Raw genomic sequence first — 15,620 nt, 5'->3', positions numbered from 1 at the left:
CAAATGATGCTGGTGTTGTCTTTGGCGCCTTACGAGAATGCTGTGGCCGGCGCCGCCCGTCGCGTCGAGCCGTAGGAGACCTAGTCGAATGAGACGCACACGCTGGGGGTCTTCCGCGCGACCGACCGCAAGATTGCTCCGGCCCGTCGTGCCATCGGTGTTGAGCGTGGCCCTCTTGGTGTGCACCCCGGGACTGGCGGAGGCTGACCCCGCCGCCGACAATCTCGCGGCACTGATCGCCGAACGTCGCCAAGGCCAACCAGCGCCTGCAGAACCTGAGCGCCGAAATTCAGACCGAACAGGAAAGCGTCAACAAGGCCCTCGTCGATGTGGAGACCGCCCGGGACAACGTGGCCACCGCCCAACACGATCTGGAGACCAGCCAGCAGGCGGTCAAGGACGCCAACGCGGCGATCGCCGGCGCGCAGCAGCGCTTCAACACGTTCGCCGCGGCCGCCTATATGAACGGACCGTCGAGCAGCTACCTGACCGCCAGCAGCCCCGACGACATCATCGCCACCGAGGCCGCCGCCAAGAGCCTGACCGCCAGTTCGCAGACCGTGATGGCCAAGCTGCAGCAGGCCCGCACCGAGCAGCTGAACAAGGAATCGGCGGCGCGGCTGGCCAAGCAGAACGCCGACAAGGCCGCCGCCGACGCCAAGTCCAGCCAGGATGCCGCCGTGGCGGCGCTGACCAATTCCCGGCAGAAGTTCGACGAGCAGCGCGAGGACATGATCCGGCTGGCCGCCGAGCGGAACCAGGCGCAGGCCAAGCTCGAGGCGGCCAAGCGGGAGGCCGCCGCCCGGCAAGGGTCGGGCGGCTCCCCGGCGTCGGGCGATCGCTGGGAGACGGGAACGCCCGGCGGGGCGGCGCCGTCGTCCGGGGCCCGCCAGTGGGACGGCGCCTGGGACCCCACGCTGCCGATGGTCCCGAGCGCCAACATCCCCGGCGACCCGATCGCGGTGATCAACCAGGTGCTGGGCATCTCGGCCACCTCGACACAGGTCACCGCCGGTCTCGGCCGCAACTTCCTGCAGCAGCTGGGCATCCTCAAGCCCGACGACACCGGCATCACCAACGCGGCGCCGGGCGGGGTCGGGGGGCGCATTCCCCGGGTGTACGGCCGGCAGGCCACCGAGTACGTGATCCGGCGCGGCATGTCGCAGATCGGTGTGCCCTACTCCTGGGGCGGCGGCAACGCGGCCGGCCCGAGCAAGGGGATCGACTCCGGGGCCGGCATCACCGGTTTCGACTGTTCGGGCCTGGTCCTGTACTCGTTCGCCGGGGTGGGCATCAAGCTGCCCCACTACTCGGGCTCGCAGTACAACCTCGGCCGCAAGATCCCGTCCTCGCAGATGCGCCGCGGCGACGTCATCTTCTACGGCCCGGGCGGCAGCCAGCACGTGACGATCTACCTCGGTGACGGGCAGATGCTCGAGGCTCCCGACATCGGGTTGAAGGTTCGCGTCGCCCCGGTGCGCACCAGCGGCATGACCCCCTACGTGGTCCGATACATCGAATGGTGATCCAGTGAGAACTGAACGGGAAGTCATGCGCCGCAAGCGATTCCGTCTCATCAACTTCGCCTGGATCACCACCGTGGTGACCGGGCTGATGCTTTCTGTGGCCGGTCCGGCTCCGGTGGCCGCGGCCGATCCGGGCGCGTGGGATCCCACCCTGCCGGCCCAGATCAGCGCCGGCGCCCCGGGCGATCCGCTCGCCGTCGCCAATGCCTCGCTGCAGGCCACCGCCCAGGCCACCCAGACCACGTTCAATTTGGGCAAGCAGTTTTTGGGCGGGCTCGGCATCAACATCGGCGGCGATCCCGCTCCCAGCGCGGCCACCCCCTCCAACCCCGGCGGCAAGATCCCGCGGGTCTACGGGCGGCAGGCCATCGAGTACGTGATCAAGCGCATGGGGTCGCAGATGGGCGTGCCCTACTCCTGGGGCGGCGGCTCGCTGGACGGCCCCAGCAAGGGCGTCGGCGACGGGGCCAACATCACCGGCTTCGACTGCTCGGGGTTGATGCGCTACGGCTTCGCCGGGGTCGGCGTGCTGATCCCGCGGTTCTCGGGTGACCAGTACAACGCCGGGCGCCACATCCCGCCGGATCAGGCCAGGCGCGGCGACCTGATCTTCTACGGCCCGAACGGCGGCCAGCACGTCACCATGTACCTGGGCAACGGCCAGATGCTGGAGGCCTCCGGCAGCGCCGGGAAGGTTACGGTCAGTCCGGTTCGTAAGCCGGGGATGACGCCGTTCCTGACCAGGATCATCGAGTACTGATCGCGGGGGCCGGCGACCCATCGGCCGGGCGAGCGTCGACGGGGACCGGCAGGCCTGGAATAGTTGGACGAGGGCACGTCGCTGCCCGGCAGTCGTGTCCGATTGAGCGTGGAGGGTTCTTGATGACAGCAGCAGGTGGGCCGCCGCCAGGCGCCAGTGGTTACTCGGGCCCGGGCGGGCAAGCAGGTTCGCCGGCTCACGAAGCGCCGACGGGTGGGGGCAACGGACTGGCCGCCGAGGTCCAGACCCTCGAGCGCGCCATCTTCGAAGTCAAACGCATCATCGTCGGCCAGGACCAGCTGGTGGAGCGGATGCTGGTCGGCCTGCTGTCCAGGGGCCACGTGCTGCTCGAGGGTGTGCCGGGCGTCGCCAAGACGCTGGCCGTCGAGACGTTCGCGCGGGTGGTCGGCGGGACGTTCGCGCGCATCCAGTTCACCCCCGACCTGGTGCCCACCGACATCATCGGTACCCGCATCTACCGGCAGGGCAAGGAGGAGTTCGACACCGAGCTCGGCCCGGTGGTGGTCAACTTCCTGCTCGCCGACGAGATCAACCGCGCGCCCGCCAAGGTGCAGTCGGCGCTGCTGGAGGTCATGCAGGAACGCCACGTCTCGATCGGCGGCAAGACCTTCCCGCTGCCCAACCCGTTCCTGGTGATGGCCACCCAGAACCCGATCGAGCACGAGGGTGTGTATCCGCTGCCCGAGGCGCAGCGCGACCGCTTCCTGTTCAAGATCAACGTCGGCTATCCGTCGCCGGAAGAGGAGCGCGAGATCATCTACCGGATGGGCGTGCGCCCGCCGGAGCCCAAGCAGATCCTCAACACCGGCGACCTGTTGCGACTGCAGGACATCGCCGCCAACGTCTTCGTGCACCACGCGCTGGTGGACTATGTGGTGCGCGTCGTGACCGCCACCCGTCATCCGGAACAGCTCGGCATGAACGACGTCAAGACGTGGATCTCGTTCGGTGCGTCGCCGCGCGCCTCGCTGGGCATCATCGCCGCCTCCCGGTCGCTGGCGCTGGTCCGCGGCCGCGACTACGTGATTCCGCAAGATGTCGTGGACGTCATTCCCGACGTCCTGCGGCACCGGCTCGTGCTCACCTACGACGCGCTGGCCGACGAGATCTCGCCGGAGATCGTCATCAACCGGGTGCTGCAGACGGTCGCCCTGCCTCAGGTGAATGCCGTTCCGCAGCAAGGGCATTCGGTGGCCCCGGTGATGCAACCCGCCGGCGCGGCCAGCGGTCGGTGACCGGGCCCAAGGGGCGGTCGGCTGTCCATCCCCCGTCGATGCAGCGCGGGCAGATCGATGACCCGAAGCTGTCGGCGGCGCTGCGCACCCTCGAGCTCACCGTCAAACGCAAGCTCGACGGTGTGCTGCACGGTGATCACCTCGGGCTGATCCCGGGCCCGGGCTCCGAGCCGGGGGAGTCGCGCGAGTATCAGCCCGGTGACGACGTCCGCCGCATGGACTGGGCCGTCACCGCGCGCACCACCCACCCCCACGTTCGGCAGATGATCGCCGACCGCGAGCTGGAAACCTGGTTGGTGGTGGACATGTCGGCCAGCCTGGACTTCGGCACCACGGTGTGCGAGAAGCGCGACCTGGCGGTGGCGGCCGCGGCCGCGATCACCTTCCTCAACAGCGGCGGCGGCAACCGGCTCGGCGCGATCGTGTCCACCGGCGCGAACATCACCCGGGTGCCCGCCCGCTCCGGCCGCCAGCATGAGCAGACGCTGTTGCGCACCATCGCCACCACGCCGCGCGCGCCGGTCGGGGTACGCGGCGACCTGGCGACGGCGATCGACGCGCTGCGCCGCCCGGAACGCCGGCGCGGTATGGCGGTGATCATCAGCGACTTCCTCGGGCCGATCAACTGGATGCGCCCGCTGCGCGCGGTCGCCGCCCGGCACGAGGTGCTGGCCATCGAGGTGCTCGACCCCCGCGACGTCGAACTGCCCGACATCGGCGACGTGGTACTGCAGGACGCCGAGTCCGGGGTCACCCGCGAGTTCACCATCGACGCGCAGCTGCGCGACGACTTCGCCAAGGCCGCCGCGGCGCACCGCGCCGACGTGGCGCGCACCATCCGCAGTTGCGGGGCCCCGGTCCTGACGCTGCGTACCGACCGCGACTGGATCGCCGACATCGTGCGGTTCGTGGAATCCCGCCGGCGCGGGGCATTGGCGGGGCGCCAGTGACTCGCATATGAGCCTGCCGCTCCTGGGCCCGATGTCGTTGTCGGGCTTCGAACATTCGTGGTTCTTCCTGTTCCTGTTGGTCGTCTTCGGCCTGGCCGCGCTCTACATCCTGATGCAGTTGGCGCGGCAGCGGCGCATGCTGCGGTTCGCCAACATGGAGCTGCTGGAAAGCGTTGCGCCCAAACGGCCTTCGACGTGGCGGCATGTGCCGGCCATCCTGCTGGTCGCGTCGCTGGTGCTGTTCACGATCGCGATGGCGGGCCCGACGAACGACGTCCGCATTCCCCGCAACCGCGCGGTGGTGATGCTGGTGATCGACGTGTCGCAGTCGATGCGCGCCACCGACGTGCAACCCAACCGGATGGCGGCGGCCCAGGAGGCGGCCAAGCAGTTCGCCGACGAGCTCACCCCGGGCATCAACCTGGGACTGATCGCGTATGCGGGGACCGCGACGGTGTTGGTGTCGCCGACGACCAATCGGGACTCGACCAAGGCCGCGCTGGACAAGCTGCAGTTTGCCGACCGCACCGCCACCGGGGAGGGCATCTTCACCGCCCTGCAGGCCATCGCGACGGTCGGCGCGGTGATCGGCGGCGGCGACAAGCCGCCGCCGGCGCGCATCGTGTTGTTCTCCGACGGCAAGGAGACGATGCCGACCAACCCCGACAACCCGAAGGGCGCCTTCACCGCCGCGCGCACCGCCAAGGACCAGGGCGTGCCGATCTCGACGATCTCGTTCGGCACCCCCTATGGTTTCGTCGAGATCAACGACCAGCGCCAGCCGGTGCCGGTCGACGACGAGACCCTCAAGAAGGTGGCCCAGCTCTCGGGCGGAAACGCTTACAACGCAGCGTCTTTGCAGGAGCTGAAGGCCGTCTACGCGACCCTGCAACAGCAGATCGGCTACGAGACGATCAAGGGCGACGCGAGCGTGGGCTGGGTGCGGCTGGGCGCGCTGGTGTTGGCGTTAGCGGCGCTGGCGGCGCTGCTGATCAACCGCCGCCTGCCGACTTGAGTCTTCGCCGTCCCCCTGAGCCCGCTTGTAACGCCACGGCGGGATTCCGCGCGATTTTTCGCCCTGGCGTTACAAGCGGCGGCTTCGGGCGTCGCGCACCCGGCGAATGATGTCGGAGGGATGGTGCTCGGCGATGACGCGGACGACGATCCAGCCGTAACGCTCGAGCATCTCGAGTCGGCCGATGTCCTTGGCGTATTGGGTGCGCAGGGACCGATGGTGGTCGCCGTCATACTCGACCGCGACCTTGATGTCCTCCCACCCCATGTCCAAATACGCCTCGGCCCAACCCCATTCGTTGCGTATGGCGATCTGTGTCTGCGGCCGCGGGAAGCCGGCATCGATCAACAACAGACGCAGCCACGTTTCCTTCGGGGACTGAGCCCCGCCGTCGACCAGTTCGAGAACCGCCCTGGCGGCCCTCACGCCGTGGCGGCTGCGGTAGCGGTCCGTGAGCACCTCGACGTCGGCCATCTTCAGCTCCGTCGCTTGCACCAGCGCATCGATCGCGGCGACCGCGATGTCTCTGGGATGACGACGTGCCAAGTCAAGCGCGGTGCGCGCCGGCGTGGTGACGCGCATCTGCTCGACGACGGTGATCTCGTGCGGTTCGATGCGTTCCTCCCAGACGTGTACTCCCGGGGCCGGACGTCGATTGGTATCGATGATCTCGGCGGGTCGGGACGGGTCGATCCACCGAGCCCCATGCATGGCGGAGGCCGAGAAGCCCGCCAGGACGCCCCTTCGGCGCGATCGCAGCCAGCACGCCTTGGCCCGCAGCATCGCCGTCAGTTCGGCATCCCTCGGCAGGTACACATCGCGATGCAGGGCGACGTAACGACTCCGCAGCTCATGCCGCGACATCAGTCGCGCGGCCAGGGCTTCGCTGCCCAGGAACGGGTCGGTCATGACGAGAGTGTGCTGAGTCACACCGACACCGGATCGCGCTCGTAACGCCACGGCGGGATTCCGCGCGATTTTTCGCCCTGGCGTTACGGCCGCGTGGTGAAACGGGGGAGGTTTCGGCCAGCGTGAGCCGAGGCGATAGGTTGACGGGGTGACTGACACGGCCACCGAGAACACCACCGAAAGTGCTGCCGACTACGGCAGACCCGCATTCGTAGCCCGCTCGGTCCTGGTTACCGGAGGAAACCGGGGGATCGGTCTGGCGATCGCGCAGCGGCTGGCCGCCGACGGCCACAAGGTGGCGGTCACGCACCGGGGATCCGGGGCGCCCGAGGGGTTGTTCGGCGTCGTGTGCGACGTCACCGACAACGAGGCCATCGACCGCGCGTTCAAGGAGGTCGAGGAGCACCAGGGCCCGGTTGAGGTGCTGGTGTCCAATGCCGGCATATCCAAGGACGCATTCCTCATCCGGATGACTGAGGAGCGGTTCGAGGAGGTCATCAACGCCAACCTCACCGGGGCGTTCCGGGTGACCCAGCGCGCCGCGCGCAGCATGCAGAAAAAGCGGTTCGGCCGCATCATCTACATCGGCTCGGTCTCCGGCAGCTGGGGCATCGGCAACCAGTCCAACTACGCGGCCGCCAAGGCCGGCCTGATCGGCATGGCCCGCTCGATCTCCCGCGAGCTGTCCAAGGCCAACGTGACCGCGAATGTGGTGGCGCCGGGCTACATCGACACCGAGATGACCCGTGCCCTCGACGAGCGGATCCAGGCGGGTGCGCTGGACTTCATCCCGGCCAAGCGGGTCGGCACCGCCGCCGAGGTCGCCGGGGTGGTCAGCTTCCTGGCATCCGAGGACGCCAGCTACATCGCCGGCGCGGTCATCCCGGTGGACGGCGGCATGGGCATGGGCCACTGAGTTCAAATACGACATACGGACACTAAGGACGGACATGGCTGGACTGCTCGACGGCAAACGGATCCTGATCTCGGGGATCATCACCGATTCGTCGATCGCGTTTCACATCGCCAAAGCGGCCCAGGAGGCCGGGGCGCAGTTGGTGCTGACCGGTTTTGACCGGTTGCGCCTGATTCAGCGCATCGCCGACCGGCTTCCGGAGAAGGCGCCGCTGATCGAGCTCGACGTGCAGAACGAGGAGCACCTGAACTCGCTGGCCGAGCGGGTGACGGCCGAGATCGGCGACGGCAACAAGCTCGACGGCGTGGTGCACTCGATCGGGTTCATGCCGCAGACGGGGATGGGCATCAACCCGTTCTTCGACGCGCCGTACGAGGACGTCTCGAAAGGCATTCACATCTCGGCGTATTCGTACGCCTCGCTGGCCAAGGCGACGCTGCCGATCATGAACCCCGGCGGTTCGATCGTCGGCATGGACTTCGACCCGAGCCGCGCGATGCCGGCGTACAACTGGATGACGGTCGCCAAGAGCGCGCTGGAATCGGTCAACCGGTTCGTAGCGCGCGAGGCGGGTAAGTTCGGCGTCCGCTCCAATCTCGTTGCCGCGGGCCCGATCCGGACCCTGGCGATGAGCGCGATCGTCGGCGGTGCGCTGGGCGAAGAGGCCGGCGCCCAGATGCAGCTGCTCGAGGAGGGTTGGGACCAGCGCGCCCCGATCGGCTGGAACATGAAAGACCCGACACCGGTCGCCAAGACGGTGTGCGCGCTGCTGTCGGACTGGCTGCCGGCGACGACGGGGACCATCATCTACGCCGACGGTGGCGCCAGCACGCAATTGCTTTAGAGCCTAATGGAATTCGACGCCGTCCTGCTGCTGTCCTTCGGTGGGCCGGAAGGCCCCGAGCAGGTGCGGCCGTTCTTGGAGAACGTCACCCGGGGTCGCAACGTGCCGCCGGAACGCCTCGACCACGTCGCCGAGCACTACCTGCATTTCGGCGGGGTGTCACCGATCAACCGGATCAACCTGGCGCTGATCGAGCAGTTGCGCGCCGAACTGACCGACCGCGGCCTGGACATCCCGGTCTATTTCGGCAACCGCAACTGGGAGCCCTACGTCGAAGACACCGTCGCAACCATGCGCGACAACGGGATTCGCCGAGCGGCGGTGTTCACCACCTCGGCGTGGAGCGGCTATTCCAGCTGCACCCAATACGTCGAGGACATCGCTCGGGCGCGACGCGCCGCCGGGCCGGACGCACCCGAATTGGTCAAGCTGCGGCCGTATTTCGACCACCCGCTTTTTGTCGAGATGTTCGCCAGGGCAATCACAGACGCGGCCGAAAAGGTTCCCGGCGCGCGCCTGGTGTTCACCGCGCATTCGATCCCGGTGGCCGCCGACGAGCGGCTGGGCCCGCGGCTGTACAGCCGGCAAGTCGCCTACGCCGCAAGCCTTGTGGCGGCCGCCGCCGGATACGCCGACTACGACCTGGTATGGCAGTCGCGGTCGGGGCCGCCCCAGGTTCCGTGGCTTGAGCCCGACGTCGCCGACCACCTGGCGGCCCTGGCGGAGGCGGGCACGACGGCCGTCGTCGTTTGCCCGATCGGTTTTGTGGCCGACCACATCGAGGTGGTGTGGGACCTCGACCACGAGTTGGCGGGACAGGCCGAGGCCGCGGGGATCGTCATGGTGCGGGCGTCAACGCCCAACGCCCACCCGCGTTTTGCGCAACTGGCCGTCGACCTGATCGACGAATTGCGCCACGGCCGGGCGCCCGAACGCGTGACCGGTCCCGACCCGGTGCCCGGCTGCCTCGCCAGCGTCGACGGCGCGCCCTGCGAGCCGCCGCACTGTGCGGCCCGCTATCAGGACTAGTCCGCCCAGGCCGAATGCAGGATCGCGGTCACGGCGGCCATCCGCGCCGAACGCACCACGGCGGTCAGCGGTCGCAGCGCGTCGCTGGCGATGCGGGCCTCCGACGACGACTGCGTGCCGAGCGGTTCGAGGCCGGCGGCGATGGGCGCGGCGAAACGGTCCGGTGAGTCGGACCGGCTCAGCCCCGCGCTGACCGCGATGATGGCGTCGACGTGCGCGGCGTTCTCCAGCACCCGCAGCGCGCGTGACGGCGCGTGATCCGGAATGCGGTGTTGCCGTGCGGATTCCAGCAATTGTTCGACCAGTCCCCGCGGATCGTCGACGTCGGCCGCGGCCGATCCCAGCCCGATGGTGCCCAGCGCGTCGGCGGCCGAGCGCACGGCGGACCGCAGGGTGTATTCGGCGTCGCCCAGCTCGTAGTGGTCGAGTATCGGGGCGCCGGGCAGCGAGTACACGGTCCACGTCAGCGTGCACAGTTCGGCCAGGCCGGTCTCGTAGTCGTCGGGCGTGTCGTCGTCGTCCTGATAGGAGAATTCGGGGACCAGGCCGACGGCGGTAGCGGGGCTGTGGGGGTTGGCGATGATGATCGCCTCGCCGGCGGACAGCGCGTCCCGCTCGAACTGCGTTCCCGGGGCCAGGCCGCGCACATCGCCGGGTACCGGCAAAACCACGTTGATGGTCCCGCGCATCAGGGGCGGCGCCCCCCGCGTCGACGTGGGGCGGCCCACCGCGGCGCGCAGAGTCTGCAGCAGCGTGACCGTCCCGGCGTCGTTGACATCGGGCCACGGCAGCCCGGTATGACCCGCCGCCACGGCATCATACGCGGTCACCGATTGCTTTGGCGCCCAAACGGATAACGCGTCCAGGACGTCATCGGGCGCAGCCTTGCCCGCGAGCCAGGCATTGGCCCACAGGGACAGCGAAACACTGGGACACCACACCAGACGCAGTGTAGTTGTTTTGCCCCGCACAGGCGGATCACGCGTATCCTTGCCGCATGCACGCCGCGCTGCTATGGCTAATATTCGCGCTGGTGCTGGCCGGTGCGGAGGCGCTCACCGGCCATATGTTTTTGGTGATGCTCGGCGGGGGCGCGCTGGCCGCGGCCCTCACGAGTTGGTTGCTGGATTCACCGGTGTGGGTGGACGGCGCGGTGTTCCTGGTCGTCTCGGTGCTGCTGCTGGTGGTGGTGCGTCCGCCGCTGCGGCGCCGGCTGACGCCGAACGTGCCGCGCTTGGGAATCGAAGCGCTGGAGGGCAAAACCGCGCTGGTGCTCGAGCGCGTGGCCCGCGACAACGGTCAGGTGAAGCTCGACGGCCAGGTGTGGACCGCGCGTCCGCTCGACGAGAACGACGTCTACGAACCCGGCGAGCCGGTGACCGTGATGCAGATCGACGGCGCCACCGCGGTGGTCTTCAAGGCCGGCCTGTAGGGCCGCGAGAACGGCTGCGAAAGAAAGGAACTCCGATGCAAGGTGCGGTTGCTGGTCTGGTGCTGCTGGCGGTGCTGGTGATTTTCGCCATCGTCGTGGTGGCCAAGTCGGTGGCGCTGATACCGCAGGCCGAGGCCGCGGTGATCGAACGGCTGGGCCGCTACAGTCGCACCGTCAGCGGACAACTCACACTGCTGGTGCCGTTCATCGACCGCATCCGGGCCCGGGTGGACCTGCGTGAGCGGGTGGTGTCGTTCCCGCCGCAGCCGGTGATCACCGAGGACAACCTGACCCTCAACATCGACACCGTCGTCTATTTCCAGGTCACGGTTCCCCAGGCGGCCGTCTACGAGATCAGCAACTACATCGTCGGCGTCGAGCAGCTCACCACCACCACGCTGCGCAACGTGGTCGGCGGGATGACGCTGGAGCAGACGCTGACATCGCGCGACCAGATCAACGGGCAGCTGCGCGGCGTGCTCGACGAGGCCACCAACCGCTGGGGCCTGCGGGTCGCACGGGTCGAGTTGCGCAGCATCGACCCGCCGCCGTCGATCCAGGCGTCGATGGAAAAGCAGATGAAGGCCGACCGCGAGAAGCGGGCGATGATCCTCACCGCCGAAGGTATGCGCGAGGCGGCCATCAAGGAGGCCGAGGGTCAGAAGCAGGCGCAGATCCTGGCCGCCGAGGGCGCCAAGCAGGCGGCGATCCTGGGCGCCGAGGCCGAGCGGCAGTCCCGGATGCTGCGCGCCCAGGGTGAGCGCGCCGCCGCCTACCTGCAGGCGCAGGGGCAGGCCAAGGCCATCGAGAAGACCTTCGCCGCGATCAAGGCGGGCCGGCCCACCCCTGAGATGCTCGCCTACCAGTACCTGCAGACGCTGCCGGAGATGGCCCGCGGCGACGCCAACAAGGTGTGGGTGGTGCCCAGCGACTTCAGCGCGGCGCTGCAGGGATTCACCAAACTCCTGGGCACCCCGGGCCAGGACGGGGTGTTCCGCTTCCAGCCCTCGCCGGTCGAGGACGCGCCCAAGCACAGCGCCGACGACGACGCCGACGTCGCGGACTGGTTCTCCACCGAAACCGACCCCGCGATCGCCCAGGCGGTGGCCAAGGCGGAGGCGATCGCCCGTCAGCCGGCCGAAGGCCCGGGCGAGCTGACTCAATAGGATTGCGGGATGAGTGCGTTGACCTCCCCCATGACCTATGCGGCGCTTGGCGCCTTCCACGCCGTCGACGCGGTACTGTGCGGCGTCCAGGTGGCCCCAATCAAGAAGGTGCTGGATGACGTGGGCCTGCCGGAGAACGTGCGGCCCGTGTTGCCGGTGGTGAAGGCGGCCGCCGCGGTCGGCCTGCTGTCGGTCACCCGTTTCCCCGTCCTGGCGAGGGTGACGACGGCGATGCTGACGCTGTACTTCGTGGTGGCGGTCGGCGCGCACGTCCGGGTGCGCGACAAGGTCGTCAACGGCCTTCCGGCCGCGCTGTTTTTGGCCCTGTTCGCCGCGATGACGGTCAAGGGCCCGGATCGGGGTTAGTCCAGCTTGAACTCGACCAGCGGCAGCGGGGTATTCGTGTCGGTGATCGGCGCGCCGAGCGTGTCCTCGAGCACCGGGCGCATCCGCTCCCACGTTTTGGGGTGGCGGGTTCGGTAGTCGGCCAGCGTGCGGTCGGCCTCGTGTTGGTCGAGGACGCGCGCGGCGGCGGGCCTGGGCGCGTGGCTGCCGGCGTAGACGCGTACTTGAGGGTTGGCCGCAATGTTGCGGAACCACTGGGCTTTTCGGCCAAATCCGGAGGCCACGACGTAGGTGTCGGGGGACGGGTGGTCGATGACCTCCAGCACCGCGTGGCGCGGCGCTCCGGATTTGCGGCCGATGTGTTCGAGCAACAGGATGCGCGAACCGAACAGCGCGCCCGCACGGGCCTTGTAGATCCAGATCGGTGCGCGCATCAGGTGGCGCGACCGTAGCAGCCGTGCGGCGAGCTTGGCGGGGAGCGGAGACGATTGATCTCGTGGCACGCTCCCCATCCTGCACTCAGGGGCGCGGCGCGGGGGACGGTGGCGGCGGGGGCGGCGTCGGGACACCCTGGTGCGGCGGTCCCGGCCAGGCGCCATGCGGCGGTTCCAGCGGGCCCGGCGGGCCGGGCGGGCCGGGCGGGCCGGGCGGGCTGGGCGGCGGCGCAAATCCGAACCCTCCCGGACCGGCCATCGGCGGCGGGGGCGCATGGAACAGCATCGGCGGGGGCCCGGGTGGTGGCGGCGGGCCGGGCGGACCGACGCTGACGATCCAGGCGAAGGCGATGGCCGCGACGGTGCCGACCGCGCCCACCAGCGCTCCCGCCACCCCGGCGGCGATCACCACACCGGTGGGGTGACGGCGTCGCTCGGGCGGACGGTGGGCGGGCGGCGGATTGCTCGGCGGATTGGTGTCGATGTCGTCGTTCGTGGTCATGTCACGGACGGTAGGAGCCGGATCTGAAGTGGATCTGAAGAAACTGCGCCGAGTCCCATCCGCCACTGCCGTCACGAGCGGAAGGAAGCAGTGTTGTGCCCACCTCCGAGCGACAACGGCCGCGACGCCGCGCCGGCAGCGAGATTGTCGCTCGGAGGTGGGCACCGAACACATCGCCGACCTCTTGTGACCAACGAGGCTGCCGTGGCGGGAGAGACCGGCGTCTTCAGGTTCGTTTCAGCACCGGCGCCGACAATGGTGGTCATGACTGATTGCGTCCGCACGGCCGCGGGTCGCGGCGGTCACTTCAGCGTGGGCACACCGCGGGTGCTGGTCGTCGAAGACTCAGAGACCATCCGGGAGATGGTCAGCGAGGCGCTCGCCGATGTCGGCTATCACACCGACGCCCGCTGCGACGGCGACGGGCTGGAAGAGGTGCTCGACGGCATGCGGCCCGATCTCGTGGTGCTCGACGTGATGCTGCCGGGCCGCGACGGGTTCGCGCTCATCGATGTCATCCGCGAATGGGGCGACATCGGAATCGTCTTGATCACCGCTCGCGACGGGCTGCCGGACCGGTTGCGCGGCCTCGACGGCGGAGCCGACGACTACGTCATCAAGCCGTTCGAGTTGGCCGAGCTGGTGTCGCGGGTCGGCGCGGTGTTGCGCCGGCGCGGACGGCTGCCGCAGGTGGTTCAGGTGGGCGAAGTTGCGCTGGACCTCGGCGCCGGGGTCGCCGCGCGCGACGGCCACCGGCTCGACCTGACCGCCACCGAGCTGCGCGTGCTGGCCTTCCTCGTGGAGCAGCGGGCCGGATCGTCTCCGCCGCCCAGATCCTGAACGGGGTGTGGGGCTACGACGCGTACGACCCCAACCTGGTGCAGGTGCACGTCAGCGGATTGCGGCGCAAGCTCGAGGCCCACGGCCCCCGGATCCTGCACACCGTTCGCGGCATCGGCTACCGGCTGCAACCCGAGCGGCCATGACGGGCGCATCGACGACGCCGACTCCGTCGCTGCAACGGCGCGTGACGCTGGTGGTGTTGGCGCTGCTGGCCGTCCTGCTAATGGTGCTCGGGGTGACCATCGACGTCACGATGGGCGTCCTCACCCGCCACAATCTGCACGACCGGCTGCTCGCCGAGACATCGCGCGCCGACGCGCTCAGCGCCGCGCACACCTCGCCCGATCGGATCGCGGCCGAACTCAACGGCGGCGGGATTCGCGGGCTCGTCGTCACCGCCGACGGCGCCGCCTACGGAGACCGCGGGATCAGCCCCGACCTGACCGCCGGACCGGTGCAGCCGCCACCGCCGCCCGTTCCGCCACCTCCGCCACCGCCGTATCCGCCTGCGCCCTATGCGTTTCCGCCGCCACCGCCGCCGCGACCGCCAAGGCCCGGCCCTCCGCCGGATGCCACCGCGACGGCCGTGGTGCATCCGTTGCCCGACGGCTCCCGGGTGATCCTGGTCGCCGACACCACGCAGACGACGCAGGTCACTCGCCAGCTGCGTGGGCTGCTGATCGCGGCGGGCCTGGTGACCTTGCTGATCGCGGCGCTGTTGCTGATCGCGGTTAGCCGGGCGGCGCTGCGGCCGCTGGATCGGCTCACGGCGCTGGCCAACGCCATCACCACCGGGGACCGCGGCTGCCGCCTGCATCCCGAGCGCACCGACACCGAACTCGGCCGCGCCGCAAGCGCTTTCGACGGCATGCTGGACGCCTTGGAAACGTCCGAGCGCCGCGCCCGGCGCGCCGCCGACACCGCACAGCGCGCGGAGACGGCAACCCGGCGATTCCTCGTCGACGCCGCCCACGAGCTGCGCACCCCGATCGCCGGCATCCAGGTCGCCGCCGAGCAACTCGCCAACAGCGCCTCCGAACACCACGACGGAAGCCAATATCGCCGGGCGGCGCTGCTGTTCTCCGATGCGCGCCGGGCCGGACGGCTCGTGTCCGACATGCTGGACCTGAGCCGCATCGACGCCGGGCTGGCGCTCGAGCGCGATGACGTCGACGTGGCCGCCGTGCTCGATGGCGAAGTCGACCGAGCCGCCATGCTGGCACCGCAGATCACGGTGCGCCGCACCGGATTACCGTCGCTGACGCTACAGGCCGACCCGACCCGGTTGTCGCAGATCGTGTCCAACCTGCTCGACAACGCTCGCCGGTACACCCCGGCCGGCGGCGCCATCACCGTCGACCTGCGCGCCGGCGACGACGTCGCGGAGGTCACCGTGACCGACACCGGGCCGGGCATCCCGGAGCAGGAGCGGGATCGCGTCTTCGAGCGGCTGGTGCGCCTGGACACCGGGCGCGCCCGCGACCACGGCGGCGCCGGGCTGGGACTGGCGATCGCGCGGGCGCTGGCCCGCGCCCACGGCGGCGACCTGGAGTGCCTGCCCCACGAGGGCGGCGCTCAGTTCCGGCTCGTCCTGCCGATCAACGCCCGGCGATCGGGATAGCTGAGTCGGACCGGGCGCGGAACGAGGCCAGGTCAGACAGCGGCATCTACGCTGGATCCGCTTCTGACCCAA

14 protein-coding genes and 3 pseudogenes are annotated in these 15,620 nt (G+C 69.4%); 13 read left to right on the top strand and 4 right to left on the bottom strand.

Annotated features, from left to right (window positions below; genetic code table 11):
• Positions 1–88: 88 nt before the first annotated feature.
• The 5 genes and pseudogenes from ripA (at position 89) to P6281_RS15755 (ending at position 5,507) form a co-directional block, all read left to right on the top strand.
• Positions 89–1,526 (top strand): annotated as a pseudogene (ripA, locus tag P6281_RS15775) (NlpC/P60 family peptidoglycan endopeptidase RipA).
• Between the two features lie 25 nt (positions 1,527–1,551).
• Positions 1,552–2,286, top strand: a complete 735-nt coding sequence (gene ripB / locus P6281_RS15770; RefSeq protein WP_008257972.1) for an NlpC/P60 family peptidoglycan endopeptidase RipB — start codon at positions 1,552–1,554, stop codon at positions 2,284–2,286.
• Positions 2,287–2,408: 122 nt separating this feature from the next.
• On the top strand, positions 2,409–3,542 hold the full coding sequence (moxR1, locus tag P6281_RS15765) for a chaperone MoxR1 (protein WP_008257970.1): 1,134 nt from the start codon (positions 2,409–2,411) through the stop codon (positions 3,540–3,542).
• 38 nt (positions 3,543–3,580) lie between these two features.
• Positions 3,581–4,492, top strand: a complete 912-nt coding sequence (locus P6281_RS15760; RefSeq protein WP_014380439.1) for a DUF58 domain-containing protein — start codon at positions 3,581–3,583, stop codon at positions 4,490–4,492.
• A 7-nt stretch (positions 4,493–4,499) separates the two neighbouring features.
• A complete protein-coding gene (locus tag P6281_RS15755) occupies positions 4,500–5,507 on the top strand; it encodes a VWA domain-containing protein (protein WP_008257965.1) in 1,008 nt (335 codons plus the stop codon).
• A gap of 69 nt (positions 5,508–5,576) precedes the next feature.
• Here the strand turns inward: P6281_RS15755 and P6281_RS15750 are convergent, their stop codons facing one another.
• Complete coding sequence (locus P6281_RS15750; RefSeq protein ID WP_014942430.1) at positions 5,577–6,416, bottom strand: hypothetical protein; 840 nt, start codon at positions 6,414–6,416, stop codon at positions 5,577–5,579.
• Between the two features lie 148 nt (positions 6,417–6,564).
• Between P6281_RS15750 and fabG1 the strand changes: the two genes are divergently transcribed.
• The 3 genes and pseudogenes from fabG1 to P6281_RS15735 all read left to right on the top strand — a co-directional run.
• The gene (fabG1, locus tag P6281_RS15745; protein ID WP_009953266.1) at positions 6,565–7,332 is read left to right on the top strand and encodes a 3-oxoacyl-ACP reductase FabG1; all 768 of its coding nucleotides are present in this window, start codon (positions 6,565–6,567) and stop codon (positions 7,330–7,332) included.
• 34 nt (positions 7,333–7,366) lie between these two features.
• On the top strand, positions 7,367–8,176 hold the full coding sequence (inhA, locus tag P6281_RS15740) for an NADH-dependent enoyl-ACP reductase InhA (RefSeq protein ID WP_009953267.1): 810 nt from the start codon (positions 7,367–7,369) through the stop codon (positions 8,174–8,176).
• Positions 8,177–8,182: 6 nt separating this feature from the next.
• Positions 8,183–9,230 (top strand): annotated as a pseudogene (locus P6281_RS15735) (ferrochelatase); the annotation flags it as partial.
• Here the strand turns inward: P6281_RS15735 and P6281_RS15730 are convergent.
• Complete coding sequence (locus P6281_RS15730) at positions 9,202–10,146, bottom strand: hypothetical protein (protein WP_008257954.1); 945 nt, start codon at positions 10,144–10,146, stop codon at positions 9,202–9,204. The pseudogene P6281_RS15735 and the gene P6281_RS15730 sit on opposite strands and share 29 nt — an antisense overlap.
• Positions 10,147–10,202: 56 nt before the next feature.
• Between P6281_RS15730 and P6281_RS15725 the strand changes: the two genes are divergently transcribed.
• The 3 genes from P6281_RS15725 to P6281_RS15715 are packed head-to-tail and all read left to right on the top strand — an operon-like array spanning position 10,203 to position 12,169.
• Entirely contained in the window at positions 10,203–10,637 is a 435-nt protein-coding gene (locus P6281_RS15725; RefSeq protein WP_008257952.1) for an NfeD family protein, read from the top strand.
• 35 nt (positions 10,638–10,672) lie between these two features.
• Positions 10,673–11,803, top strand: a complete 1,131-nt coding sequence (locus P6281_RS15720) for an SPFH domain-containing protein (protein ID WP_008257951.1) — start codon at positions 10,673–10,675, stop codon at positions 11,801–11,803.
• Between the two features lie 9 nt (positions 11,804–11,812).
• Positions 11,813–12,169, top strand: a complete 357-nt coding sequence (locus P6281_RS15715; protein WP_201408521.1) for a DoxX family protein — start codon at positions 11,813–11,815, stop codon at positions 12,167–12,169.
• Here P6281_RS15715 and P6281_RS15710 read toward each other — a convergent pair.
• A complete protein-coding gene (locus P6281_RS15710; RefSeq protein WP_038536657.1) occupies positions 12,166–12,660 on the bottom strand; it encodes a nitroreductase family deazaflavin-dependent oxidoreductase in 495 nt (164 codons plus the stop codon). The two genes, P6281_RS15715 and P6281_RS15710, sit on opposite strands and share 4 nt — an antisense overlap.
• A 7-nt stretch (positions 12,661–12,667) precedes the next feature.
• Positions 12,668–13,084, bottom strand: coding sequence for a hypothetical protein (locus P6281_RS15705; RefSeq protein WP_324738417.1), 417 nt, complete (start codon positions 13,082–13,084; stop codon positions 12,668–12,670).
• A 255-nt stretch (positions 13,085–13,339) separates the two neighbouring features.
• On the opposite strand from P6281_RS15705, the pseudogene P6281_RS15700 reads away from it, so the two are divergent.
• Together P6281_RS15700 and P6281_RS15695 are read left to right on the top strand one after the other, a co-directional pair.
• Positions 13,340–14,070 (top strand): annotated as a pseudogene (locus P6281_RS15700) (response regulator transcription factor).
• Entirely contained in the window at positions 14,067–15,548 is a 1,482-nt protein-coding gene (locus tag P6281_RS15695) for a HAMP domain-containing sensor histidine kinase (RefSeq protein ID WP_324738416.1), read from the top strand. Before P6281_RS15700 ends, P6281_RS15695 begins: the two are co-directional and overlap by 4 nt.
• The last annotated feature ends 72 nt before the right edge of the window (positions 15,549–15,620 follow it).

The sequence above is a fragment of the Mycobacterium sp. 5-140-3-2 genome, assembly GCF_035666375.1.
GTDB classification, from domain to species: domain Bacteria; phylum Actinomycetota; class Actinomycetes; order Mycobacteriales; family Mycobacteriaceae; genus Mycobacterium; species Mycobacterium intracellulare.
This window is presented reverse-complemented; position numbering and strand designations above follow the sequence as displayed.